Source organism: Enterovibrio baiacu (assembly GCF_004120195.1).
GTDB lineage: Bacteria > Pseudomonadota > Gammaproteobacteria > Enterobacterales > Vibrionaceae > Enterovibrio > Enterovibrio baiacui.
This window is the reverse complement of sequence record NZ_SCHN01000006.1, coordinates 276226-302794: the sequence shown is the minus strand read 5'-3', so window position 1 is coordinate 302794 and position 26569 is coordinate 276226. Positions and strand designations below refer to the sequence as shown.

Below are 26569 nucleotides of genomic sequence, written 5' to 3'. Positions count from 1 at the left end.
GAAAGAGTGACAATATAGGGAACCGAGGGTAACAATGGGCAGAACTTTTCGTCATCTGTGCCGAAAAGTTCTGCTGTTAATACACCTGGCACTGCAGGGGCAGTCTCAAAGGATATCTTTGGGCACAACCCTGCGTAGCTTCACTTTTAACTGCTTTGACGTCGACACCGTGCTGTCAGGATTGAAATCTTCCGTGATCCGCCAGGCATTCTCGGGCGCTAGCTCGACGTTCATCGCGTGGCTCACGTCCTTTGTTATCTCTGCAGATTTGATGATGGTAATGCTTTCGGTGTTCAGGTTGGCGCTTCTTGGGTCGAGGTTGTAAGTGCCAATCACCGTTGTATGGTCATCGATGGTCATCGTTTTCGCATGCAGGCCGAAAATAGGCTGAGAGGGCAGGCGCTTAAACATGTGCTCTGTCATGACTCTCTGCCTTACTTTGGCATCAGGCTTAAATTCGTAGATTTCAACGCCTGTTGCGAGCAAGTCGCTTCTGTCTCTTTGGTAGCCGCTAAATGCCTCTAAATTGTCATTCGAGGCGAGGCTGTTGGTGAGGATTTTTATCGAAATGCCGCGATCGACCAGTTGTTTTAGAAATTGCCTGTCCTGAGTGGTGGTCACTAGGTACGGGGTTTGGATAAGAATCTGCTTTTTGGCAGTATCCGCCAGTTCAACGAGTTTGGTTTTGGTGACGCTGCCGCCACCGAGAAACGCACTTTTATCATTCTTACCGGGTTCGTCGTAGACATACTCGACATCGTCAATGAACCTGAATTTCCCTTGTGTTTCTAGCTCACGAAACGTTTCAGGGACTTGGTCTATCTGCGCGCGTATTTCAGGGTGGAAGTTATCTGTGTTGCAGGCATAAGCATGCAGGCGTGAAAAATCTGGGTTGAGTGGGACTTCGTCTTCTGGGAACAGTTTTTCAATGCTGACGCTTAATGGGTGTTGCCAATATTCTCCAAACGAGGTGGTGAGTGTCGCGACTTCTTTCCCTGCCAAGAAAACGTCTCGGTCTCTAAAGTTATAGGTGTGGTCAAACCCGAAATATTCATCGGCAATATTCCGCCCGCCCGTTATGGCGACTTGGTTATCTACCACAAAAATCTTGTTGTGCATGCGTTGGTTTAAACCGTGAAAATCGGTCAGTAGCACTTTGATCTTTTGCGTGAGGTTTTTACCGATGTTGACGTTCGGGTTGTAGATTTTGATCTCGATGTTTTCGTGACCCGCCAGCATTAACAACTCGTCGCCACGCGCTTCTATCATCAGGTCGTCAACCAGCACGCGCACTTTTACGCCCCGCTCTGCAGCTTGCACCAGCATATCGCTGGCAATCAGCCCGATATTGTCCACCGAGAAGATGAAGTACTGAATGTCTAAGGAGGTTTCGGCACTTTCAGTGAGCCAAGCGCGTGACATCATGGCTTCTGCGCCCTGTTCGAGCACATAGACCCCTGTTTTTGTCGCAAGCATGTCTTCATAAGGCGCGAGGTAGGTGGATAACGGCTTACGTGCTTTCGAGGGGTGATTGGCGCAGTGGTCGAACTGGGAGACTGGGACGCTATCGCGAGGTGTATCGCACCCCATAAGTAAGAGTGCTGATGAAAGTAAGAGGGTTTTCATCGCGTGCATCGCGGGCATATTCAAGTGATCTCATTCCATGTTGTTTGATTCTCGACCAATGATTGAACATACACAAAGGGTGAGGGGTTGTCACGTGGCGGGGCAAGCGCGCCAAACGGGGTCAATCACTATGAATCGCATTGAAAAGGCAGTATTTCTTTTTCATCGGTATCAAAATACGTCGGTCTGTTTCTTTGGCAGAAAAGAGAAACAGAGGGTGCATTGCGTGATTTTGTCTTCACCGTCGCAGTTGATTGCATGAAATGGCAGGTTCGTCTTCTGGTCGCAATAGAGCAACGATAGGATAACGTGACGTATTAAGAAGGTTGCTTGGGTATCAGCTCACCGTTTTTCATCATGTGAGCGAAAAGGAGGTTAGGTTGAAGTTTGCGAAATACTGGAAGAAGCACGATGTGACCGTTGATGCTGACATTTTTGGGCGTGAGAAGATCTCCATCTGGGGCGCTTCAAATAGCAGTGAAAATGACGCGGGGCTCCATGCTGAGAAACGTCTGGCATCGATGCAGGCATTCCTCAAGGGAGACTTTTCGAAAGAAGACGAGTACGAGTATTGGATCGACTTTGTTAAAGAGGAAATTCTTGATGAAGTAGACGCAGCTGATGGGGAACCGCTGGCGGTGTTAAGTCGCAATGGCTATGGTGCGAGGGTGTTGAACACTGACAGTGTCGTGTTTGGCGACATTGATATTCACCCCGCCGGCTTCTTTGAGCGCATCATGCATCGCTTTGGACGACCTTTAAAAGATAAGTCTTTCGTTGTCGGACAAATAGAAAGCTATCAACGTCAGCATCCGTCTCTGTCTTTTCGTGTCTATGAAACGCACTCCGGTATTCGATTTATGCTGACCAACCAACACTATTCCCCTGGTGATGCCGTGGTTGAGGCAATGTTCCAAACGCTGAATGTTGACCCGTTATACACCACTTTGTGTAAGCAACAAGATTGCTTCAGGGCAAGGCTGACACCGAAACCTTGGCGAGTCGGTTTGGCACGGCCTAGCAGCCGTTACCCGCGTTCAACTGACAGTGAGCAGCGCGAGTTTGAACGCTGGCTAAAAGAATATGAATCGGCCTCTTCTGCGTATACGGCAACAAAATACCTTGCCTCGTTTGGCGAGGAGCGCGTCAGTACCGACATACAGAAAGTGATCGACATTCATGATGGCCGCCATTCGAAAGCATCAGCCGATCTCGCGTAATAAGACATAGAAAATCGCGAGTCTTGTATTGAAGTAATTACCCATTGATTGACGTTATTTGAAAGGACATAGAGTGAGTAAAGTAGGGAAATATATCGGTATCGTATTAATCGCATTGGGCGTGATCACCTTGATGCAGTTGCTTTTCAGCCTTCCTGATTATCTGAGGGATTTTCCGAACAGCCCCATTTATGCGTACATTGCGGGTGCTGAGGAAACATCTTACGTTGCCACACTTGAAGGTAACGATGTGACCATCTCCCATGACATGATGCGTATCGTCGCGCTGTTCTTTGGCTTCATGCTTCTGAAACTCTGGGTAAACATTGGATCAACACTGATCCATGTTGGCCGCAGTTTGCTGGTCGACGACATGGAAAATGTAAAAGGGCTTTTGAATACGCTGATCAAGAAAGAATAACGGCTCGCGTTATCAAGCGAAGTACATCATGAGAGTAAACGATGATTTTTAGACCTAACGCTGGCGCGATAGCGCATGGTAGCGCTTTATGCGGTGAGCTTAAGCAGTTCTTGATTGAGAATGAACCGGAGTATGGCGCGTCATTGGTGCCTAATTTGTCCCATATTAGTTTTCTCGCTAAAAACAATACGGGTATCGATATTGATGACGTCACGCATTTGGTTGGCAATGAATATCAACTCAAGTACCGCTACAAATGGTCAATATTCAATGGCTGCGCTGATATGGATCTTGATGGCGAAGAAAGCACCACAGTGTCATTCACCATGGATGACCTAGGCAGTATCAAATTCAACATCCACGATAATGAAGCGCGTGACACGCTCGACGAGTTTTAGTGCCCGCGGAATTGGCATCAATGCTTGAACAAGTCGTGAAACATGGAGCCTACGTGGAATAGGCTCCATGATCGAAAAGGCAGTGTCCGTGCGACTTATTTGATGTCTTGCACGTTCATGACTAAAGCGTCCCAGTTACGCTGGTTTTCAATGTCATGCTGAAGGCCTTGGTCATCGGCAAGGGTGAAGCGTTTTAGCGCAGGTGTTTTGCTGGTGGCTTGGTACAGCCAGTAAGCTTCTGCTTTAAGGGCTTCATCGATTGGCTTATCAATAGACTCATAAACCGCTTGTTTACAGGCATTGATCGATTCTGCTGGGAATTGCGCGATACGGTTCGCTAGGTTATCAACGTATTCACCGATCTCTTCTGGGTCGAGTGCGCGGTTGATGGTGCCCATTCTTTCGGCTTCATCGGCATCAAAGTCACGTGCGCTTAGGATGATTTCCAATGCACGGCCAAGTCCTGTTTGGCGTGCCATGCGTGACGCACCGCCACCACAAGGCAGAATACCCATCGCCACTTCCATTTGCATGAACTTGTATTTGCCGCGAGCCGCGAAACGCATGTCCAGAGCGAGTGCCAATTCATGGCCGCCCCCTCGCGCAAAACCTTCTAGCTTCGCGATGGTGGCTTGTGGAACCTTGCTGATGCGCTCACAAACGGATTGCAGGTCTAGAAGCTGAGCTTCTTCGCGAGAAACGGCTTCATCAGACATGTCTTTAAGCAGTTCTGTGTCGTAGTGACATACCCAAATTTCAGGGTTCGCTGACTGAAACACAACCACTTTGGTGTTTCGGTCACGCTCTAGGCGCATCGCGAGGCTGTTCAGATCAGCCAGCATTTCTTGACCTTGAACGTTCACGGTACCGAAGTCAAAAGTAACGGTCAGAATGCCGTTGTTCTGTTCGGTCGTGAAGGTAGTAAAGCCTGCATATTTCATCATCTCATCCTTTTTTATTGGCGTTATATTTTTGTTTTCTCTTCTTTTCTCATGCCCCAGAGGTGTTGAGCGCTCCGGGTATTCTTTTCAGCGAAGCTTATGCAAATCTCACGAGGGTGCGTGTTTCTATGCTCATCCGTGGTGCGGTTGCATCAGATTGACCCACAATATCCAGCGCGCTATGCGCCAAATAAGAGCGGCCTTGATTGTCGTAAACGTTGAAGATCACCACTTCATCCGAACGCATGTTGGATTGATAGAACCACTCATGCTTGGGGTTTGCAGCAACACCGAGAATTTCACCTCGACGGTCGGGGTAGACCAGATCGATCGTCATCCAATCCTCGTTATCCATCGATGTCGGATGAATAAAGCCGAGCGGCGAGGTTGTAATGACCGGACTGATTGGACGCCATACATTGACGAACGCAAACGCGCCTTCTTGGAAGGTTTTCGCGCGTTCTTCGCCCACTAAGTTGACCAAGCGTTGGTTTGCGCCGTCTGGGCTGTAATCGTTGTGAACGTTTCTGGCGGGTTGACGCGCCGAATGTGGGTCATCAATTCTGACGGTGTGGTCAAATACGATCACCTCGAGCGCATTAATCTCTTGCGCAAGCAGTGCTTGGATTTCTTGGTCGTAAGCGGGTTGCCATGCACGGCCTTCATCAAACTCAGTCACAGTAGAAGGCTGGGTAACAAACGTGATGCCATCGTTGGCAAAATTGATGTTGCTGCCGCTGTCGCGGTTGTCCCTGACATTCACTTGCGTGGAAACCAACTCTGGGACAATCAAGTTGCCGGAAATGCCATCAACATCAAACTGGAAGGCCTGTGCTTCATGGCTTTGTACGTGGTAATTCACTGAGGCTTTAAGTGTCATGATTGAAGACTCCATTCCATGTTTCACGGCTACACATCGGCACCGCATATCATGGAAACAGAGCTTAATCATTTAGGAGAGGCTGAAAAACAAGCGGGAAAAAGAATCAGAATTCGGGTTTTGAATATAATCGCGATTGGCGGGGAGAATTGGCGGACGAACGAGTCGCCAACACCTTAAGCCCAGCCGAAAAATTTGTGTTTAGGTTGTCGATTAACCAACGCGTTGTGCAAAACACCTCTGCCTATGAGCATGAGCCGCTTGATTTAGGCTTCCCAGTGGTCGTTGACAAAATGGGTGCGTTGAAGGGATTGAATGACATTCTCCAGTACAGGACCAACGGCATGACGGCGGGAAACCAAGCAACCCACAGACGTCATCCAACCGTTGTATTCATGGGAAACGGGCAGGGCGATCACATCGCCTTTTTGTATTAAGGGTTTGGCTGAAAGCTCAGGTACGTTTGCCCATCCCACGCCTTTACTGACGAGATCAACCAAGGTTTGATGGGTATTGGCGTACCACATTTTCGAACTGATGCCGTAGCTAAACCAAAGCTCCTTGTGTTCTGCGCTGCGGTGCACGCATTGGCGATACCGCTTTAAGTCTGCGTCATGAACAACAGGCAGTGTCGCCAGTTCATGATGAGATGCTGCAATGGTCAAAAACCGCGCCTGTCCGAGCAAAAAGAAGTCCATGTCCACTTTCAACTCACCATCCGCGTAGATGATCCCCACATGCGCTTTGCCGTCTCGCACCAAGTTTTCCACATCAAACGTGGAGGCGGTGATGATGTCGAAATGTGTGATAGGAAACGCGTCAGACAGCGGTGCAAGAATGGCGATGAGGTTCCCATCGATCAGGCTTTCATCCACCGCAATCACCACCTCATGCTCGTGTTCTTGGGTTAAGGATTCGACTTTCTGATCGAAGTAGGTTTGTTGATGAAGAATGGATTGGGCGATGGGCAGCAGTGCCTTGCCATTATCCGTCAGCACGGGGGTATTTTTCTCGCGGTTGAACAGCTCCTGATCAATGGCGATTTCAAGGTTTGCGATGGCTTGGCTTACACCGGATTGGGCGCGTTTCAATTTGCGTGCGGCGGCAGAGAAGGAGCCGCTTTCGCAGACTGTCACGAATATCTTTAATTGTTCGAAGCTGTACATGATGACACCACGGAAGAAGGTTACGCACTTTAGTTAAGGATTGACGTTATGCAATCAGGCTATCACTGATCGTGATGGCTGTTAACTTTGTTTATGGTTTTAGCCTGCCATAATCGCCACCTCGCAATGTTGGCTATCTTTCTTTTTGAGTGACCTATGACCACCTTAGAACGCATTTTTCATTCTGTTTTATTCGAAGCACTCGCCATCACTTTCTCAGTGATTGGCTTGTCTGTCTTTACGGATCACGATCTGAAAGCACTATCAGGAACCATGATAGTTGTGGCGACCATCGCCATGATTTGGAATTACTTCTTCAACTTGACGTTTGATCACTTTGTGAAAGGCGAGAAAACCGAACGCTCATTGGGTACGCGGGTGTCCCATGTATTGTTGTTTGAAGGCGGGTTGTTGTTTTTCACTATCCCTGTAATGGCGTACTTGCTGAACGTGAACTTGTGGGAAGCGTTCATCATGGACATTGGCGTGACTGTCTTCATTACGATTTACGCTTTTTTGTTCAACCTGACTTATGACCATGCTCGTGTGTTTATTCTCCAGCAACGTCAGGTGAGCGTGTAACGTTAACGGATGTTGAAATAAGAAAAAGCCCGTCGCGTTGTTAACGGAAAATCGTTAACCCGCGGCGGGCTTTTTTGTCTGCGCGAGGCTTGTCTTTGCTCGAGAAGATCAGTTTGAGAAAGCCAGCTAAGGTTCATTCAAGTTGTTTCAGAAAGCTTATCTTTTTCCTCTGCTGTTGAAGAGGGTTTGTGAGGCGTCAGTGTGCCGATGGCGATGCGGTTCCTTCCTTTGTCTTTTGCTTTGTAAAGAAGCGCATCGGCTTCATCGAACGCGTTAGAGTAAGTCCATTTTTTTGCAGATGGTGTGACGAGCAGTGCGCCCACGGACAGTGTGACGATGCCGCTTTCTGTGACATGAGGAATGGACAGTTTTTCTACGCTGCTGCGAATTCGTTCAGCAATGATATTGAGGAACTTGGCGTCACTTAATGGCAGGAGTGCAACGAATTCTTCTCCGCCAATACGGAAACACAAATCATCACTTCTCATTGCATCATGCATGGCATCTGCGATCGATTTAATGACGTCGTCCCCACGTCCGTGGCCGAAGGTATCGTTATAGAGTTTGAAATTGTCGATGTCACAAACAATGATGCCAAGCAATTGGTTTTCAGCTCGCGCCTGATTAAAAAAGCGTTCGGCTTGCTGCGCGTAACTGTTTCTTCCAGGCAGTCCGGTTAATGCATCCGTGGCAGACTCATGGCGGAGGAGTTTCATTTGAGACTGTGTTTGAAGGGTAAGTGTATTAATGCCACGCGCTAATACGCCAATCTCATCGTTACGTTTCAGTTCTTTTAACTGACTCATATCTATTGCTTCTACATCTTTACCCATTTGTTTGGCGAGATGGCGAAGAGGCTCGACGAGTGTGTGCGAGACCCAATAAACCAGAATGATCGAGATGATTAAAGAAACAAATGCTTCAGCGATAAGCGCATCATAAATTTGCTTTTTCAGTGAGAAGAGATGTGATGCATCAAAGATGGCGAGAACATGTCCCCCATTTCTGTTCAGAAGAGGCAACTTGAAGTAAAAAACTTTTTCTGAGTATGACAAGACATAATCTTTACCAGGCGGGATGGCGGGAAACTGCCACGGAATGAAAGCGCTCTCTTCTAAATGAACACTGTCTTGAAGGATATTGATGTCTCTTGTTGATTTGTTGATGAGAAACTCAAGTTTTTGCATTCTGGTTTTTTGTTGGTTACTCGGGTGGTTTTTCGCATGCACTAACTCTTGTGTCTTGGCTTTAGCTGCGTCGATTTCCTGTTGGGTAACGTTAGAGCGCCACACTTTATTGAGCGATCGATGATATCGCAAACCGTAGCTTTTATTGGAATAGTCGGATGTGCCTTGAATATCTAAGTAAAGAAGCTTCTCAATATTGTGAAATTGCGCTTTCTTTTGTGGCATCAGGAGCTTGGAATAACTGCGACCCGCGACGGCAAGGGAAATATCATGGAGCATAGGAACCAACGCGCCTTCTGCGGTGCCTGCTGCAAAGTTAACTCTCGTCGTCCATTCGGTTTGGTATCGAGAGTAACTCATACCCAGTATAAGGATGAGCACTAACAGTAAGTGAGAGAGGAATAGCGTTTGTTTTATCGAGAGTCTTTGTAACATGGTCGGTACTAATTCTTAGTTGTTACTGTCGGGCTGATAAATAGAGAGAACGGGCTCTGCACAGGTGCCGTTAATGCAGACATCCTTGTAGGTGTCATGGCAACGTTGGCAAAACTCTGCTTCAAGTGTGGGGTGCATGCCGCTGATATCTTGTCCTTCTCGGTTATAGCTTCCATAAATCGGTAAGCCACCAAAATGTTCTGTCACCCATATGATCCCTTGTACTTCAGACACACCGACGGCAGTGGGGCCATCCGTATATGGGCCGTGGGTTTTGTACTGTTCGAGTTTATCTGGGTTGACGCGAATGGTAAGTGGAGAGCCTTCGCCGTTGTTTATCCAAGAGTAGGCATCTACCGTCTCTTGGATAAACAATGTTGTGTCGGAGGGCAGAATGGTATTTGAAGGTAAGCTGACTGTTTCTTTGACTACGGGCCAGTTTTCCCAGCCTTCAGGGTAACTAGCAATGGATTCGGACGCACTTTGCGTACTAACGAAAGTTAGAGATGATATGAGATAAAATGAATAATAACGTTTCATATGGTGGTCCTAATTATTGAAGCGCAGAAATAATAATTAAGCGCTATCTATGTATCATAATTGCTACTTATTTTTTATAAATAATAAACATATCAATAATCGGAGTTAAATCTATTTGTTAGATCAATGTTGTTATTTTCAATGGTCGAGTTTGAATAATATATTTTTTGTTCTATGTGTTTTTTGATGGTGGGATTATTTAATTAAAACAAGGGGTTGGGCTGGGTGTAATATTTGCATTTTTTGGTCTTAATATTGATACAGTTACGCGGATTTGTGTTCTTGTAATTTAGAATGTTCTTATGAAATGAGTGGAATGGGTTATTTTAAAATAATAAAAAAGCCTGCTCTACTGAACAGGCTTTAACATTCATTTACTTCGCGACGTTCCCTAGCTTGGTCCAGGTATCAACCACAGTATCTGGGTTTAGCGATACAGAACTAATGCCTTGCGCCATCAACCACTCTGCCAAGTCGTCATGATCTGACGGGCCTTGACCACAAATTCCGACGTATTTGCCTGCGCGTGTTGCCGCATCAATCGCCATTTTCAGCATGGCTTTCACTGCTGGGTTCCGCTCATCAAACAAGTGGGCGACATCGCCAGAATCGCGGTCCAAGCCCAGTGTTAGCTGTGTCATGTCGTTTGAGCCAATCGAGAAGCCATCGAAGTACTTCAAGAAATCATCCGCAAGCACGGCGTTTGATGGCAATTCACACATCATGATGACTTTCAGGCCTTGTTCGCCACGGCGCAGATCGAACTTCGCCAGCAAGTCATTCACTTCAGCGGCTTCGCCTGTGGTGCGAACGAATGGGATCATGATTTCAACGTTCTTGAGCCCCATCTCATTGCGCACGCGCTTAATGGCTTGTGTTTCCAACGCAAAGCAATCTTCGAATACCGGAGAGATGTAACGCGACGCACCACGGAAGCCCAGCATTGGGTTTTCTTCATGCGGTTCGAATTCGCTACCACCAATCAGGTTGCTGTATTCGTTCGATTTGAAATCGGACATACGCACGATAACGCGCTTCGGCCAGAACGCTGCTCCGATGGTGGCGATCCCTTCCGTCAGTTTGCTCACGTAGAAATCGACTGGGTCTTTGTAGCCGCGAATGCGTTCATTGATTTGTGCTTTCAGCTCGTCACTTTGCGCGTCAAAGTTCAACAGGGCTTTCGGGTGAATGCCGATCATCTTGTTGATGATGAACTCTAAGCGCGCAAGGCCAACGCCTTCGTTTGGAATTTGCGCGAAGTCGAAGGCGCGGTCAGGGTTGCCGACGTTCATCATTACTTTGGTCGGCAATAATGGCAGTTCATCAACCGCAGATTGGCGCACCACGAAATCGAGTTTGCCGTCGTAGACATAACCGGTTTCGCCTTCCGCACAGGAAATGGTGACTTCCGCGCCGTCGCTCAGTTTACTGGTGGCATCGCCACATCCCACGATGGCAGGAATGCCCAGCTCACGGGCAATGATGGCGGCGTGACATGTGCGGCCGCCGCGATTGGTGACGATCGCCGCTGCTTTTTTCATGACAGGTTCCCAGTCGGGGTCTGTCATGTCAGTCACAAGCACGTCGCCGTCTTGCACTAACGACATTTCATCCAGCGAGGCAACAACGCGTACACCACCGCTGCCGATGCGTTGTCCAATGGCGCGGCCTTCAACCAGCACGCCGGCTTTGTCATTCAGCTCGTAACGTTCGATGACGTTAGCGTTCTTCTGTGAGCATACGGTTTCTGGGCGCGCTTGCACGATGTAAAGCTTGCCGTCGATGCCGTCTTTCGCCCACTCAATGTCCATCGCACGTTGGTAGTGCTTTTCGATGATCATGGCTTGCTTTGCAAGTTCCGCGATTTCATCGTCAGTGAGCGAGAATTGGTTCTGTTCTTCTGGAGAGGTATCAACAATGTCGACCTGTTTGCCAATCACTTGGCTGTCGGCATAAATCATCTTGATGAGTTTCGAGCCAAAGGTGCGTTTCACCACCGCTGGCGTGCCAGCTTCAAGCAGCGGTTTGTGCACGTAAAACTCATCAGGGTTAACCGCGCCTTGCACGACCATTTCACCCAGACCCCAAGAAGAGGTAATGAACACCACTTGGTCGAAGCCTGATTCGGTATCTAGCGTGAACATGACGCCTGATGACGCTTTGTCAGAACGTACCATGCGCTGAATACCCGCAGAGAGCGAGATCCCACGGTGGTCAAACCCTTGGTGGACGCGGTAAGAAATCGCGCGGTCGTTAAAGAGTGACGCAAAAACATGTTTGGTGGCTTCAAGTACCGCATCAATGCCTTTCACATTGAGGAAGGTCTCTTGTTGCCCAGCGAAGGAAGCGTCTGGCAAATCTTCCGCGGTTGCAGAGGAGCGTACAGCGACGGAAAGCTCAGAATTTCCATCAACCAGCGTGTCATAGTTATCGCGAATATCCTGCTCAAGATCAGCAGGGAAGGGGGCATCTAAAACCCATTGGCGGATCGTAGAACCGGCTTGGCGTAGTGCATCAACATCTTCAATGTCGAGGTCATCAAGCACCTGATGAATACGCTCGTCCAGCCCTTCAAAATCAAGGAATTGGTTAAACGCATACGAGGTGGTTGCATACCCATTTGGCACGGATACGCCCGCGTTGGCGAGGTTTGAGACCATTTCGCCGAGGGACGCATTCTTGCCGCCGACTTTGTCGACATCATCCATTGATAGGGAATCGAACCACAGGGTGTTCTTTTGCATTTCTTTCTCCAGAAATAGTGCAGCAATTGGGATTTTGGTAGCAACCTAGGTCTCTGCGCGAATAAAACCATGATGAGTTTTAAAAGCTGTGGAGACACGACTAGCTTGCTAAGTGTCGTTATTGTTATCGTTGTGTTTCTATCCTATGAAAAAATTGCGAGAAGATTAACCATCTATGCATAAAGATATTCAAAGACGAGACGTCTTCTATGTTTCGGATGGGACAGCCATCACATGCGAAACGTTAGGGCATGTCGTACTGGGACAATTTGCGTTCGACGTGAACGAGAAAACCTTTCCGTTTGTCGAGACGGAAGACAAAGTCTGCGAGCTGATAAAACACATTCAGCACGCGTATGAACGCGATGGCGTGAAACCCTTGGTTTTCTTTTCGATGGTGGTGCCAGGCATTCGCGAACGCTTGTTGAAAGCGCCCGCGTTTTTCTATGATGTGTTGGAAAGTGTGGTGCAACGGGTCGCGGAAGATACGCAGATTGAGCCCAAGCCCAAACTGCAGCGCTCCCGCAGTGTCGGCAAAGATTCCGATACCTATTTTGACCGAATTTCGGCCATTGAATACACCTTGGCGCATGATGATGGTGTCTCGCTAAAAGGCTTAGAACACGCAGATATCATTTTGCTGGGCGTGTCGCGCAGCGGGAAAACACCCACCAGTTTGTACATGGCGATGCAGTTTGGTTTGCGCGTGGTGAACTATCCGTTTATTGCAGAAGACATGAAGATGCTTCGCTTGTTGCCTGAGTTTGAGTTTCATCGTCACAAGCTGTTTGGCCTGACGATTGATCCTGAGCGCCTCACCCAAATCCGAGAAAACCGTCTTTCTGGCAGTGAATACGCCAGCACAGAACAGTGCGAACAGGAAGTGAACACGATTGAATCGTTGTTCCGCAGAGAAGCCATCTCCTACATCAACACCACCGCGCTGTCGGTGGAAGAAATCACGACGCGTGTACTGGAAAAAACAGGGCTGAAACGCCGTTTGTTTTGAGTATTACGCGTTTTCAGCAACGCCCATTTGTGTTTTGACGCGCAGATGGGCGTTTTGCTTCTTGATGGCGATCGTTTGTGTGTGCCGCCTAGGGGGCGAAAATCCGTCGGGATGGTAACCCTCTGCGTTGAGTGCGTAAATTCCGCGTGTACTTGAGGGAAATTGCGCATAACCCGCATGACCTTGCGCAAGAATAGAGAATCTAAGCGCGATCTCTCAGTACACTTTCCAATACCAAACGTAATGTCTTGCAGCCTGATGCGGCAAGCAAGCTTGCGCATTACCGATCGGAAAAGGATTTTATTACACATGCTGACACTATCAGGGACTCTCACCCTTTTCTCAAATCCTCTTGCGTCTGCCAAGCATGCTTACAGTGCTGAGCAACGTTCAGTGCTAAATGTTGAAGGTGCGCAAGCCGCAATTCGCGATATTACGCGCTGGCCGGGGTATGCACCTACGCCGCTGTATGAGTTGAGCGCCACCGCCAAGACGGCGAAGTTGGGTAAGCTTTGGTACAAAGACGAATCGCAGCGTTTTGGGTTAAAAAGCTTTAAAGCGCTAGGTGGTGCGTATGCGGTCGCGAAACAGCTTCAACTTGTGCTGAAAGCGCGTCATGGCGAAATGCCCACCATGGATGATTTGTTAGCGGGAAAGTGGCAGAAAGAGGCGGCTGATGTTGTCGTGAGTTGTGCGACGGATGGTAACCATGGCCGCTCGGTGTCTTGGGGCGCTCAAATGTTTGGTTGTCAGTGCATTATCTATATTCATCGTGATGTGTCCGAAGGGCGCAAACAGGCGATGGAAGCCTTTGGTGCTAAGGTGATTCGCATTACAGGTAACTACGATGAATCGGTGCGCACCGCTGATGCAGAAGCGAAAAAGCATGGGCGTATTATCGTGTCAGACACATCCTACGAAGGGTATATGGAGATCCCGAAAGACGTGGCGTTAGGTTACACCGTCATGTTGTCGGAAATCGTCGAGCAATTGGACGGCGAGATCCCAACCCATGTGTTTGTCCAAGGTGGAGTGGGGGGGTTGGCCTCTGCGGTGTGTGGCTATTTCTGGGACCTTTGGGGTGAAGCGCGTCCTCGATTCATTATTGTGGAACCGGAAGAAGCGAACTGCCTCCAACAGAGTGCCCTAGCAGGGAAACCTGTCCCAGTATTGGGTGATTTAGAGACTTTAATGGCGGGGCTTGCCTGTGGTGAAGTGTCCAGCTTAGCGTGGACCATTCTCGCCAATGGCGCAGATGATTTTATGACCATCAGCGAAGAAGCTATTCCGCAAGCAATGAGATTGCTGGCAAAGGGCAGAGAAACCGAGGCAGCCATTGAGGCGGGTGAATCTGCGGTGCCGGGATACGCCGCCGCGATCATTGCGAACCGAAAGCCTGAATTGGCAACCCAGTTGGGTTTGGACAACACCAGCCGTGTGCTGGTACTTGGCACCGAAGGGGCAACGGACCCTGAGCTTTACCGGGAGCTTGTTGGCTAAGTATTGGCCATCAGCAGTGTGAGAGGCTGTTGTCACACAATAAGCGGCGTATTTTGCGCCGCTTTTTTTTGCTATCACGTTAGGTGGATATTCAATCTGCTTGTTCATCAATCGGCACGGACAGGCCGACTTTGACAGGGTCCATCACCACATTGGTTTGAAAGCTTTTTATGTTCGCGTTATCGAAGAAGGCTTCTCTGGTGAAGGTGTCGTATCCTGCCATGTCTGCCGCGGTCACAATCAGAATAAAATCCGAACTTCCCGTCACGTAATAGCATTGCTGCACGGAACGATTGGCTTTCATTTCCTTTTTAAAATTGTGCATCAAATCTACACGCTCTCTTTCCAGCGTGACTTGCACAACAAAGGTCATGGCATAACCCAAGGCTTTAGGGTCAACCACCGACACATCCGCTTGAATGATCTTTTGCTCTCGTAGGCGCTTTAAGCGGCGTTGTACTGCGGCGGGTGAAAGTCCCACTTGGTCGGCTATGTAGTCAGATGTTGCGCGATTCGACACTTGAACAATGTTAAGTATCTTTCGATCAAAGCTGTCTATCGCAGTGGTGGAAGAGTGCGCCATACCCGTTCGTCCTTTGAAAGTAGGTGTTAATTATGGAAGCGTTTTATGCCCGTTTTTGAGACGAAAAGTGGTTGCTAACCCCTTATTAACGCCTTTATTTCTTATTGGTACTAAAAAACCACTATAGCGCATAAAAAATGCGGATTTTCTTCATTCAATGACATCTTTATTAGGAAATTCTTCAAACTCTTCGGGAGATTATTGCACTTGTGAAGAAAATGTAACCAAAGCACTGGCGTGCAGATGAAAAGAAGTGGACGAGATGAAGGTTGAAACTTTAGTACCTGAGTATGCACTGGATCACCTTGCTCCTTTAGGGAGAATCGGCATCATCGCGCTCGCGACAGATTTTAATATTGAGCATGATCTCAATGCGATGTACCCCCGTGACGTTCGTGCTTTCACTAGCCGAGTGAGAAACGTTAACCCGCTCACGGTTGAAAACCTTCGCACGATGGCGCCAGGCATTAGTGCGGCGGCAGACGCGATTCTTCCTAATACTGATTTGGACGTCATCATCTATGCCTGCACGTCAGGCACGGTTGCCATTGGCAATGAACGTGTCACGGCGCTTGTGCATCAAACGCGCCCTGACGTTGCGGTTACTAACCCTGTGACTGCCGCATTGAATGCATTTGATGTCTTGGGGGCGAAAAAGTTATCCATATTGACGCCCTACACTGACGCCGTTAACCGCGAGATGGCTGCTCTATTTTCAGCGCAGGGGTATGAGGTGCTCAATATTGCCGGATTTGGCTTTGAAGATGACACTGCCATGACCTACATCTCGCCGGAAGACATTGCGCAGGCGGCCATTTCACGCTGCGACCCCGAGGCGGATTTACTCTTTATCTCATGCACCGCTTTACGTGCTACTTCGGTGTTAGCGCGTGTTGAAGCGGCACTCGAAAAGCCCGTGGTGAGCAGTAATCAAGCGTTGGTATGGGATTCATTGCGTTTACTGAAATACCCAAAGCCGATTGAAGGTTTTGGCGTGTTGCTTGAACAGCATCTCGCGCAATAGCGCATCTGTTTCTATTGTCTGAAATAAGGATGTTTTTTTAATGACGGCTAACGGAGCGCACACCATGTCATCGTCTTCTTCTGAATCACCTTCTTTGAGTACAGCGTCGCCTTTGTCGCGGCAGTTGATTGCGGACATGACCACATGGCGTCAGCACCTTCATCAATTTCCTGAGTGTGGGTTTGATGTGAACCTTACGGCGGATTTCATTGCTGAAAAACTCGAAAGCTTTGGCATTCAGGTTGAGCGAAATATCGGCAAAACTGGGCTGGTGGGTATCCTTCGCAGCGGTGACAGTAGTGACAGCGGTGAAAAAGCTGCGAGCATCGGTTTGCGTGCAGACATGGATGCACTGCACATTCATGAGCAAAACACCTTCGCACACTGCTCAAAACATGATGGAAAAATGCATGCCTGTGGGCATGACGGGCATTCTGCGATGTTACTTGGCGCAGCGTGTTATCTGGCACAACATCCACATTTCAATGGCACGGTGTATTTCATTTTTCAACCGGACGAAGAGCACGGTTGTGGTGCGCAAGCCATGATTGATGATGGCCTTTTTGAGCGTTTTTCGATTGATGAAGTCTACGGTATTCATAACTTCCCCGGTCTTGCGGAAGGTGAACTCATGGTGCGCCCGGGGTCACTCATGGCAAGTGAAAGCGGTTTTGAAATCACCATTAAAGGTATTGGCGGCCACGCTGCACTGCCGCATCAAGGCATCGACCCAATGGTTGTCGGTGCGCAAGTTATCCTCGGCCTGCAAACCATTGTGTCTCGAAACCTCAGTGCCATTAGCGACACCGCTGTGGTGTCGGCGACCGAATTTATTACGGATGGCACCGTCAATGTCATTCCCACCCAAGTGACCATCAAGGGCGATTGCCGATGCTTCACAGAAGCAACCTTGGCCCGCATTGAAGAAAGCATGGCGCGGATCGTGGCGGGCATTTGTCAGGCGGCAGGGGCGAGCCATTCGTTCACGTTTACCAATACGTTTTACCCCACAGTGAATGCCAAAGCGCAGACTGCATACGCCGTCGACGCGGCGCGCAAAGTCTTAGGCACTGACAAGGTGAATGCGGAGTGTGAGCCCCTGACCATCTCAGAGGATTTTTCTAGCATGTTACGCGTTAAACCTGGCTGCTATGTGTTGTTGGGCAATGGCGTGGACTCTGTTGGTGGCTGTGCACTGCATAACCCTGAGTATGATTTCAACGACCGTATCCTTCCCCTAGGTGCGCGTTATTGGATCCAACTGGTCAACGATCGTTTGAGTACTGCCATGGTCGATTGAATCAGTCCCATGCTGCGATAAAACGCAGCCATTAGCTAACCACCTACATCACGATGTCTTCAAGTGACATGTCTCCAAGTGGACGCTTCCACTTGGGTGCATCAGTGCGGCGAAAATTCGGTGAAGGTGACGCTTGGATAGCGAAAAGAAGGAAGTAAAGGATGAAGCGATTTGGCATAGCACTACTGAGTTTAGGCATGATATTCGGTGCCCACGCTGAAACATGGAAGTTTGCCTCAGAGGAAGACAAAACCGATGTGCAGGACATTTATGCACAGAAGTTTGCAGAGGTGATCAAGAAGGAATCGGACGGCGATATTCGTGTTCGTATTTATTACTACGGTCAACTGGGCACTGAAAATGACATCGTTGAGCTTGCAGCGAAAGGCACCATTCAGTTTGTGTCCGTCGGCTCGGGACACTTGGGTTCATACGTGCCAGAAGTGCAAGCGGTAAGCTTGCCTTACGTGTTGGGTACGGATGAAGAAGTGACGCACAAGGTACTGACAACCAGCCCGACAATTTACAACAAACTCGCACCGAAATTTGAGAGTGTGAACCTGAAACTGCTTTCCATGATGTCTGAAGGTGAAATGGTATGGGGCGCAAATAAAGCGGTGCGTTCGCCAGAAGATTTTGCTGACCAGAAGATCCGAACGTTCACGTCAACCATCCCTGTCGAAACCTACAAAACGTTTGGCGCCACACCAACACCTTTGTCATGGGGTGAGGTTTACGGCTCGCTGCAGCTAAAAACCATTGATGGCATGGTGAACCCGATTTACTTCATCTACAACGCCAAGTGGCATGAGGTGCAGGACTTTTTGATGTTCCCTGGTCAGCAACCTTATGTGAGCACCGTATCAACGAACAGCAAGTGGTTCAGCGGTTTGTCTGAAGAGAAACAAGCCATGATCCGAAAAGCGATCAAGGCAGCAGACAAAGCGGCGTACGACTACCAAATCCGCATTAACAGCGAAAACATGGAGAAGATCCTGAAAGAGCGCCCTGAAATGCAAGTGGTGGTGTTAACGGAAGAAGAGCGCAATCGCTTCAAAGCGTTGAGCGAAAACCTCCACGGCACCTACTACGATGTGGTCGCGAACGCGTATCCGGATGATCAAAAAGCGGCAGCACGTGAAGGCGCTCAAAACATCCTTCAAAGTCTACTGAGTGAAGTTGACGCGGCGTCAGGCGGGCAATAACCGCAGGCCTTTGTCTTCGTTAATGCGTCGGACATTCCAGTGTGGAGGTTCGCGCATTTACCTGTTAAGTCAATAACATCAAACGCGGTCGGCAATCGGCCAAACACAGCTTTTTGATAATGGCTGGAAGTATCGCCGATACGCGTGTAGGACGTGTTATGAAAAACTTGTTGAAGAAGATCAGCATCATGACGGAGAAGCTAGAACGCTTTCTGATCATGGCAGGCATTCTCGTGATGATGGTAAATTCGACGGCGAATGCCATTGGTCGCTATGCGTTTAACAAAAGCATCTTCTTCTCTGAAGAGCTAAATCAGTTCCTCATCGTTGGCGTCACCTTTGTTGGGTTTGCGTATGCGGTGCGAAAAGGACGAAATATTCGTATGACCGCGGTTTACGATTCGTTAAGTCTGCGCGTCAAGAAAGTCCTGACCACGGTGATTGCACTTACTACCTCACTGCTGTTGTTTTATCTCGCCTATTTGTCGGTGTTCTATGTGTTAGAGCTCAAGAACATCAATCGCCTAAGTCCGGCTTTACAGATGCCCGTTTATTACGTCTACGCGATTATTCCTGTTGGCTTTGCTATGGCGGGATTTCAGTACGCAATGAGTTTTGTGATGAACCTGCTCCACAAGGAAATCTATGTGTCGTTTGATGTCACGGAAGATAAAACTGACAAAGGGAGCGCATTGTAATGAGCGATGTAATGCAGTTTTTTGGTGACATTATTTCGGGTGAGCTCGATATTTACGTGATCACGTTTACCCTGGTTTCAGTGATGATTGTCCTGCTCTTTCTGAGCTTTCCCATGGTTGTGCCCCTTGCGGTTGGTGCATTGATTGGCTTGATTCATTTCTCACAAGTTGACCCTGAAGTGCTGATTCAGCAAATGGTCACGGGCATTTCACCTAATGCATTGATTGCGGTGCCCATGTTTATTTTGGCCGCAGACATCATGACACGCGGTCATACCGCCCATAATCTATTAGGTTTGATCCAAGCGTTTGTCGGGCACCTGCGCGGCGGTTTACCGATCACGACGTGTATCAGTTGCACCTTGTTTGGTTCGGTTTCTGGCTCCACGCAAGCAACCGTGGTGTCTGTGGGGCAGATCATGCGCCCTAAGCTGCTGCAAGCGGGGTATAAAGACAGCTTTGTGATGGCGCTAATTATCAATGCCAGTGACATTGCGTTTCTTATTCCGCCAAGCATTGGCTTGATTTTGTATGGCACGTTAGCCAATGCCAGTGTGGGTGAGCTGTTCATTGCAGGCATAGGCCCGGGCATCGTGTTAACGGGCTTCTTCGCGATTTATAGCTATCTCTACAGCGCCAAGCATGCAGATTCCATCAGCTTGGTGGAAGAAACCAATACGGCTGAAAAGATAGCTGCCATCAAAAAAGCCATTTTACCTTTGGGCTTTCCGGCGCTCATCATCGGTGGCATTTATTCGGGTATCGTGACGCCCACCGAAGCGGCATCTTTTGCGGTGCTTTACGCCATTATCGTCGAATGTGTTTTCTATCGAACCTTGGGTGTGAAAGACATCTGCGACGCGGCACTGAGCACAGGTTTGATCACTGCGGTGGTATTTGTGTTGGTGGGTGTAGGACAGGCGTTTTCTTGGTACATCTCGTTCGAACAAATCCCTCAAGAATTGCTCGCGCCGCTGGATTTAAGCAGTGCGTCGCCTGAGTACATTTTATTTGTTATCGCATTGGCGTTTTTCGTCGGCTGTATGTTTGTCGATTCGCTGGTCGTGCTGTTGATCCTGACGCCTATCTTTATGCCGATCGTCAATGCGGCGGGGCTGGATCCTATCCTTGTAGGAGTGTTGATCACTCTGCAAATGGCGATCGGTTCGGCGACGCCACCGTTTGGTTGTGACATTTTCACGGCAATCGCAATCTTTGAGCGTCCATATTTGGAGGTGATTCGCGGGACATTGCCGTTCTTTTTCATTCTTTTACTCATGTCAGCATTGTTGATTTTCTTCCCGAGTATCGCGTTGTTGCCAAGAGACATATTGTTCAGTTAGACCAAACTTAATGACGTATCAACAGAAGGATAGGGACATGCCAACAACGCCGTTAGTGGCGCCGCTGCGCGGCTTCGCATTGGTTGAATTTGAACATAGAACACTGCAATTGCAGAAACACATGCGTGAACAGCAAGTCGACGCCGTGTTCTTTACCACAGAACCCGAGTTTCGCTATTTTAGTGGCTTCAAATCCCAGTTTTGGGAGAGCCCAACGCGACCCTGGTTTTTGGTGGTGCCCGCAGAAGGGAAGCCGATTGCGGTTGTGCCAGAGATCGGCGTGTCGGGCTTCGATCAAACGTGGATTGATGATGTGAGAAGTTGGCCTTCGCCAAAGCCGGAAGATGACGGTGTCTCTTTGTTGGCGACAACCTTGGGCGAGGTCAGTAGTCGCTTTCGTCGCGTGGGCGCCATGTTAGGGCCTGAAACCCATCTCCGTATGCCTGCGCAGAACTTCGCTGCGTTGCAGCAGATTTTGATGCACCATGAACTTGTCGATGTGTCCACCTATATACGAGACATTCGCAGCGTTAAGTCTTTGGCTGAAATCGAGAAAATTCGTTTTGCGAGTGTTGTGGCTGCGTCGGGTTTTGAGTTCCTTCGTGGGCATCTTGCTGTTGGCATGACAGAACGTGAAGCCTGTAAAGCCATGCACCTAGAAATGCTGCGTTTGGGGGCTGACAGTTGCCCGTATTTGATCTCTGCGTCGGGGCAGAATGGGTATGACAACATCATCATGGGCCCGACGGATCGTGAACTGAATGACGGTGATGTATTGATCATCGACACGGGCGCTAACTTTGACGGCTATTTCTGCGACTTTGACCGGAACTTTGGCTTTGGAGAGATAAATCCTGAGACCCTCCGCGCATATGACACCGTCTATGCCGCCACAGAAGCAGGGCTAAACATTGCAGCGCCGGGACGCACCACGGGGGATGTGTGGCAAGCCATGTGGACAGAGCTCGAAAGGGGAGGCGCACTGAGCAACAACGTTGGCCGAATGGGGCATGGGCTGGGTATGCAGCTCACCGAGTGGCCGTCGCATGTGCCGAATGGCAATGTAGAACTGAAACCCGGTATGGTGCTGACGCTGGAGCCAGGAATGGCGTTTGCGCCCAACAAAATGATGGTGCATGAAGACAACATTGTGATCACCGAAACGGGCTGTGAGCTTTTGCATGACAGAACTTGGCAAAGTATGCCGATTATTTGAAGCATTACGCAGATAACGACGGGATTTTTGCTCGCCGCGCGAAACGTTCAGTGTGGGCCGAGCATGTCAAAACACGTTACCAGGGGTCTGAAAAGAAAAAAGCAACAGGTGCAAGCCTGTTGCTTTTTCTCTTTGAGCGTTTTTACAAAGTGTTTACTGACGAATATTAGTTCACGAAGAATGAATCTTTCTGTGTGTTGACATCGATGCCGTGCTCGGTGACATGCTCGGCATCTGTCCAGACAGTGATGTGCGCATTACTGTTGTAATCATGTGTGAATACATAGGCTTGAAGTGAGTCAACTTGTTCGCCAGTAAGTGCAAGTTGTTGAATCATTTCAGGAGAGATGTTCGCATTAATCTCACCATCTGCATCAAAGGTCCAATCGTCACCATTGAAATTCAATGTGTCGTCACCGTCGCCGAAGTAGGCAATAAAGCCATCCCAGTTGCCAAGATTCATGTCATCCGACTGGGCATAAATAGCGTTCTCGTTAATGGTCGCTGATTGGTCGCCTTCATCGCCGAGTATTGCTTCTACACCTGAAATGACATTGCCCGTCACGCCAGAAATGTCTTGATAGGCATCGCCCATAAAGTCAGCTTCTACATCACCTGATATTTCGAGTACGTCAAAGCCTGAGGCGCCATTGTAAACATTGGCATTGATGACACGGCCATTTGCGAGTTCGCGCGTTGCGCCAATGAAATCATCTTGATCAAAGATCAGTGTTTCAGTGCCATTGCCGCCAATGTATATGTCTGCGCCTGTTTGACCATCTAAAAGGTTTTGGTCGCCGTGGCCCGAGCTCAAAATATCGCTACCTGAGCCGCCCAATAAGGTGTTATTGCCAAAACTTCCGTACAGTAAATCGTTGCCTGCAGCGCCATCTAAGAGGTCATTACCTGCTTTACCGTGGAGAATGTCGTTACCGTCTTCTCCATACAGTGCGTCATCACCCTCTCCACCACGAATGTCATCATTGCCTTGACCGCCATGCAGTGTGTCGTTACCGCCACCGCCGAAGAGTCGGTCATTGCCTTGTTCACCTTCAAGGGTGTCATCGCCATTGTCGCCAAAAAGAAGGTCTGCTCCGTTGCCACCAAGCAAGGTGTCGTTGCCTGCACCGCCACGTAGTTCGTCATCGCCATCTACTCCCAGTAAGTTGTCATCACCCGCTTGGCCATAGAGCTTGTCGTCTTCCTCTCCGCCGTCGAGGTGGTCATTGCCGTGACCACCCATTAGTTCATCACTGCCAGACCCACCGTAGAGACGGTCATTACCATTTTCTCCGAACAGTTTATCGTTGTCTTGCTGACCGAGGAGTAGATCATCGCCCTCACCGCCGTATAGCGTATCGTTACCCGACCAGCCATGGAGTTCATCATTACCGTCCACACCAAGCAAGGTATCGTCGCCCCACTGACCATAGAGCTTATCGTCGTCTTCACCACCGTCGAGGTGATCGTTACCGTGACCACCCGTTAGCTCATCACTGCCAGACCCACCGTAGAGACGGTCATTGCCATTTTCCCCGAACAGTTCATCGTTGTCTTGTTGGCCAAGGAGAAGGTCATCGCCTTCGCCACCGTATAATGTATCGTTACCCGACCAGCCGTGGAGTTCATCATTACCGTCTACACCAAGCAAGGTATCGTTGCCCCACTGACCATAGAGCTTATCGTCGTCTTCACCACCGTCGAGGTGATCGTCACCGTGACCACCAACGAGCTCGTCGACGCCGGTTCCTCCGTAGAGGCGATCATTGCCATTGCCACCATTGAGGTAATCATCATCCTGTTGACCAAGCAAGAGATCATTGCCATCGCCACCTTGCAAGGTATCAGTACCTGTCCAGCCATGCAGTTCATCGTCGCCAGCATCACCATTTATGGTGTCATTCCCAGCTTGTCCATAAAGCTTGTCGTTTCCTTCTTCGCCTGACAATACGTCGTCACCATCGCCGCCTTTTACATTATCGGCGCCAGCATCACCATGGAGTTCATCGTTGCCACTACCACCTTTAATGATATCGGCGTCGTCGCCACCAAAAATGGTGTCATTACCATTCCCACCATTGATGGTATCGCTATCGGTCATCGGAATTTCTTGTTCAAAGGAAACAGAGGTTTCAATAATAAGGTCGTTCCAATCGTGACTGATAGGCGAAGATGCTGCGGTTGAATCTTCCCAATGAGAGACGCCGTCAATAATTCGCTCAGCCTCGAAATCCCAGCCATTTAGCGAGGGGTCTGAAAAGGACGGTCTGTCATTGGGTACCCAGCCTTTTTCGACGCGGTGGGGTTGTTGTACGAGAGCTGTGTTGTTTTCACGAAGGGTAATATCAACCTCGCCTTCGACGAAACCGGATGTGTAGCCGCCGAAAACAATAAAAAAGCCTAATTGCGAACCACCGAGCGTATCTATCTCAACATTCCATTGATTTACGTTTTCTGAGGCAGGTTGATTAGCAAGGTGCTTGTACGAATCATCAATAATAACTGCACTCATAAACTGTCCATTGTCGTCTAAGATGTAGTAGCCAAGGCTATTGTAAAACCCTGCACCTTCACTGAGCATCTTAAGATCGATTTCGACGGTATCTTGGTTGCTGATATCAAAGTTGTTGTTTTCATTTCGTTCAGCAAGAATCGTTTCAGTTCTGACGCCTGTCTGTCCACCATAAATGACATCATCGCCATCGCTACCTGAGAGTGTATCGTCACCCTCAAATCCATAAAGGGTGTCATTGGAGTTTGACCCAGTGAGATGGTCTACGTTTGATGTTCCATTAATAATTGGCATATTCAATCCATTGAATTGGTAATGATCTCAGATATTGAGTATCGGTCTTAGTAAGGACCCTTAAGGGACAATGTTCATAGCGATGTGGTTACTATAAGGGGTATTTTCTATGTATGTATTCATGCGTGAGTGAATACATACGCATTTAGTGCTTTTACTCGAAATGTTTTAATGATCTAGACTGGTAAAAGTATTGATTTGTTTATTAGCAAATAATGAATTAAACAATGTTCATATACTTAACTGTCTGAAAATGTGGGTGTAAAAAAGTCATGAGTTTGTTTTTTCGTCATGGCGAGAGGGGTGAAACCGCGAAAATATATTTGATATGGCCTTTTTAGTGACCGTAATTTAGACGCTTTGCTTACTCGAAATTCAGTATTCTTTCGTGATTTTTGCATAAAAATTCTGATAACTCTTTCTTTTACTGTCTTGCTTTGTGAGCAATAAGCGCATGACGACTTAGCTATACTCGCTAGATTCCTTTCTCATGAGTCGCCTTCTTTGACATTACGCCATCAAATTTTGAATCGCCTTTTGTCAAGCTGGCGATACCTCCGCCACTTTCTGGTTGCTGCGGCTGTTTTCTTTAATGGCCTACTTATTCTGCGCTCCGTATGGGGGCAGCCGATTAACCTTGTTGAACTGTTCAACATCAAGAGTTTCACCAATATCAATTGGGCCGATGCCGCGAATGGCCCGTGGCTGCTACTCGGTATATTCCTCATGTTCAATGCGATCGGTTTGCTTTACCGAGCCCGCATTGCTTGGGCTGTTAGCATTATTTTGTTGGCCATCGTATTTACCTTTACGTGGCATTTTTTTCCGCAATTGACTCGGCATTTGTACTGGAGCGGTGGCGCCATTTTGCTCTTGGTGGTGATGGGGAAGGATTTTAATCACTCCAGTGCTACTGCAGGGGGAATTGCGTCTTTTATCAGTTTTGCTGTGTTGTTGTTTTATGCCACTTATGGGGCGCTGTATTTCGGTGCAGGTTTTCAACCTGTCATCCATGATTTGATGACGGCGTTTTACTTCGCCATGGTCACCATGACCACCGTGGGTTATGGCGACATTGTTCCTCACAGTGAGCCCGCTCGTCTGTTTACCATTTCCGTCATCATTGCGGGTATTACCGTGTTTGCCACTTCTGTGACCACGGTGTTTGGGCCTGTGATCCGTGGTGGTTTGAATAAGCTTGTGAAAGGAGTTCAAAAACCCATGAATCGAAAGAACCATTTTATTGTTTGCGGCACATCAGTACTGGCAACCAGCACCATTGCTCAGTTGAAGAAGCGTGGGTTCGATGTGACGGTGCTGACCTCTGAGGATGAAGAGAAATTTCCGGCGATTGAACAGCGCATTGGTAGCAAGCTGGATATTCTCTCTGGTGACACAACAGACGACACCTTGCTGAAAGAAGCCGGCGCAGAACAATGCAAAGCCGTGCTCGCGCTAACGGCTGATGATGCAACGAATGCCTTTATTGTGCTGTCAGTGAAAGAATTGTCCGTAGACATCAAAACCGTGATTGCGGTAAATGATGCGAAAAACCTCAACAAAGTGAAGCAAGTGAAAGCAGATGTGCTCTTATCGCCACAACTGTTTGGCAGTGTGGTACTTGCAAGTGTGTTATCGGGTGAGCCGCTCAGTCATGATGATCTACTGAATATGCTGCTCACCTCTGGGGATGGGTTGTTTGATAAATCGGAAGGGTGATTGCGATACGCCTTAAACACAAAATC

22 protein-coding genes are annotated in these 26569 nt (G+C 48.5%); 13 read left to right on the top strand and 9 right to left on the bottom strand.

From position 1 onward, the window contains the following. Positions 1-105: 105 nt before the first annotated feature. A complete protein-coding gene (locus EQP46_RS03955; RefSeq protein ID WP_129492401.1) occupies positions 106-1644 on the bottom strand; it encodes a phospholipase D family protein in 1539 nt (512 codons plus the stop codon). Between the two features lie 362 nt (positions 1645-2006). On the opposite strand from EQP46_RS03955, the gene EQP46_RS03950 reads away from it, so the two are divergent. The 3 genes from EQP46_RS03950 to EQP46_RS03940 all read left to right on the top strand — a co-directional run bounded on the left by EQP46_RS03950 (position 2007) and on the right by EQP46_RS03940 (position 3665). After that, positions 2007-2846 (top strand): hypothetical protein, encoded by an 840-nt coding sequence (locus tag EQP46_RS03950; RefSeq protein WP_129492400.1) that lies wholly within the window; start codon positions 2007-2009, stop codon positions 2844-2846. Positions 2847-2919: 73 nt separating this feature from the next. Continuing rightward, complete coding sequence (locus EQP46_RS03945) at positions 2920-3267, top strand: hypothetical protein (protein WP_129492399.1); 348 nt, start codon at positions 2920-2922, stop codon at positions 3265-3267. A gap of 41 nt (positions 3268-3308) precedes the next feature. Further along, positions 3309-3665 carry a hypothetical protein gene (locus EQP46_RS03940; RefSeq protein WP_129492398.1) on the top strand — a complete coding sequence of 119 codons (357 nt, stop codon included), beginning with the start codon at positions 3309-3311 and terminating at the stop codon, positions 3663-3665. 95 nt (positions 3666-3760) lie between these two features. On the opposite strand, the gene EQP46_RS03935 is transcribed toward EQP46_RS03940, so the two are convergent. The 3 genes from EQP46_RS03935 to EQP46_RS03925 all read right to left on the bottom strand — a co-directional run bounded on the left by EQP46_RS03935 (position 3761) and on the right by EQP46_RS03925 (position 6652). Continuing rightward, entirely contained in the window at positions 3761-4606 is an 846-nt protein-coding gene (locus tag EQP46_RS03935) for an enoyl-CoA hydratase/isomerase family protein (protein ID WP_129492567.1), read from the bottom strand. Positions 4607-4703: 97 nt separating this feature from the next. Continuing rightward, positions 4704-5486: a CmcJ/NvfI family oxidoreductase gene (locus EQP46_RS03930; RefSeq protein ID WP_129492397.1), complete on the bottom strand. Its 783-nt coding sequence runs from the start codon at positions 5484-5486 to the stop codon at positions 4704-4706. 266 nt (positions 5487-5752) lie between these two features. Next, the gene (locus tag EQP46_RS03925) at positions 5753-6652 is read right to left on the bottom strand and encodes a LysR family transcriptional regulator (RefSeq protein ID WP_129492396.1); all 900 of its coding nucleotides are present in this window, start codon (positions 6650-6652) and stop codon (positions 5753-5755) included. Between the two features lie 156 nt (positions 6653-6808). Here EQP46_RS03925 and EQP46_RS03920 point away from each other — a divergent pair, with 156 nt between their 5' ends. Then, positions 6809-7234, top strand: a complete 426-nt coding sequence (locus tag EQP46_RS03920) for a PACE efflux transporter (RefSeq protein WP_129492395.1) — start codon at positions 6809-6811, stop codon at positions 7232-7234. 137 nt (positions 7235-7371) lie between these two features. Here the strand turns inward: EQP46_RS03920 and EQP46_RS03915 are convergent, their stop codons facing one another. From EQP46_RS03915 to ppsA, 3 genes are all read right to left on the bottom strand, one after another. After that, on the bottom strand, positions 7372-8856 hold the full coding sequence (locus EQP46_RS03915; protein ID WP_240671644.1) for a diguanylate cyclase domain-containing protein: 1485 nt from the start codon (positions 8854-8856) through the stop codon (positions 7372-7374). A 15-nt stretch (positions 8857-8871) separates the two neighbouring features. Further along, positions 8872-9396, bottom strand: a complete 525-nt coding sequence (locus tag EQP46_RS03910; protein ID WP_129492394.1) for a hypothetical protein — start codon at positions 9394-9396, stop codon at positions 8872-8874. Positions 9397-9770: 374 nt separating this feature from the next. Beyond that, the gene (ppsA, locus tag EQP46_RS03905; RefSeq protein WP_129492393.1) at positions 9771-12140 is read right to left on the bottom strand and encodes a phosphoenolpyruvate synthase; all 2370 of its coding nucleotides are present in this window, start codon (positions 12138-12140) and stop codon (positions 9771-9773) included. A gap of 175 nt (positions 12141-12315) precedes the next feature. Here ppsA and ppsR point away from each other — a divergent pair, with 175 nt between their 5' ends. Together ppsR and EQP46_RS03895 are read left to right on the top strand one after the other, a co-directional pair. Next, positions 12316-13149, top strand: a complete 834-nt coding sequence (gene ppsR, locus EQP46_RS03900; protein ID WP_129492392.1) for a posphoenolpyruvate synthetase regulatory kinase/phosphorylase PpsR — start codon at positions 12316-12318, stop codon at positions 13147-13149. A gap of 309 nt (positions 13150-13458) precedes the next feature. After that, entirely contained in the window at positions 13459-14649 is a 1191-nt protein-coding gene (locus tag EQP46_RS03895; protein ID WP_129492391.1) for a diaminopropionate ammonia-lyase, read from the top strand. Between the two features lie 91 nt (positions 14650-14740). Here the strand turns inward: EQP46_RS03895 and EQP46_RS03890 are convergent, their stop codons facing one another. Then, complete coding sequence (locus EQP46_RS03890) at positions 14741-15232, bottom strand: Lrp/AsnC family transcriptional regulator (protein WP_129492390.1); 492 nt, start codon at positions 15230-15232, stop codon at positions 14741-14743. 262 nt (positions 15233-15494) lie between these two features. On the opposite strand from EQP46_RS03890, the gene EQP46_RS03885 reads away from it, so the two are divergent. The 6 genes from EQP46_RS03885 to EQP46_RS03860 all read left to right on the top strand — a co-directional run bounded on the left by EQP46_RS03885 (position 15495) and on the right by EQP46_RS03860 (position 22018). Then, positions 15495-16256 carry a maleate cis-trans isomerase family protein gene (locus EQP46_RS03885; RefSeq protein ID WP_129492389.1) on the top strand — a complete coding sequence of 254 codons (762 nt, stop codon included), beginning with the start codon at positions 15495-15497 and terminating at the stop codon, positions 16254-16256. Between the two features lie 64 nt (positions 16257-16320). Then, complete coding sequence (locus tag EQP46_RS03880; protein ID WP_192545476.1) at positions 16321-17556, top strand: M20 aminoacylase family protein; 1236 nt, start codon at positions 16321-16323, stop codon at positions 17554-17556. 161 nt (positions 17557-17717) lie between these two features. Next, a complete protein-coding gene (locus EQP46_RS03875; protein WP_129492387.1) occupies positions 17718-18761 on the top strand; it encodes a TRAP transporter substrate-binding protein in 1044 nt (347 codons plus the stop codon). 158 nt (positions 18762-18919) lie between these two features. Further along, on the top strand, positions 18920-19459 hold the full coding sequence (locus tag EQP46_RS03870; RefSeq protein ID WP_129492386.1) for a TRAP transporter small permease: 540 nt from the start codon (positions 18920-18922) through the stop codon (positions 19457-19459). After that, the gene (locus EQP46_RS03865; RefSeq protein ID WP_129492385.1) at positions 19459-20802 is read left to right on the top strand and encodes a TRAP transporter large permease; all 1344 of its coding nucleotides are present in this window, start codon (positions 19459-19461) and stop codon (positions 20800-20802) included. Before EQP46_RS03870 ends, EQP46_RS03865 begins: the two co-directional genes overlap by 1 nt. Before the next feature lie 37 nt (positions 20803-20839). Continuing rightward, complete coding sequence (locus EQP46_RS03860) at positions 20840-22018, top strand: M24 family metallopeptidase (protein ID WP_129492384.1); 1179 nt, start codon at positions 20840-20842, stop codon at positions 22016-22018. 166 nt (positions 22019-22184) lie between these two features. Here the strand turns inward: EQP46_RS03860 and EQP46_RS03855 are convergent, their stop codons facing one another. Continuing rightward, positions 22185-24824: a calcium-binding protein gene (locus EQP46_RS03855; RefSeq protein ID WP_129492383.1), complete on the bottom strand. Its 2640-nt coding sequence runs from the start codon at positions 24822-24824 to the stop codon at positions 22185-22187. Between the two features lie 522 nt (positions 24825-25346). Here EQP46_RS03855 and kch point away from each other — a divergent pair. Then, the gene (gene kch, locus EQP46_RS03850; protein ID WP_129492565.1) at positions 25347-26543 is read left to right on the top strand and encodes a voltage-gated potassium channel protein; all 1197 of its coding nucleotides are present in this window, start codon (positions 25347-25349) and stop codon (positions 26541-26543) included. Positions 26544-26569: the final 26 nt, after the last annotated feature.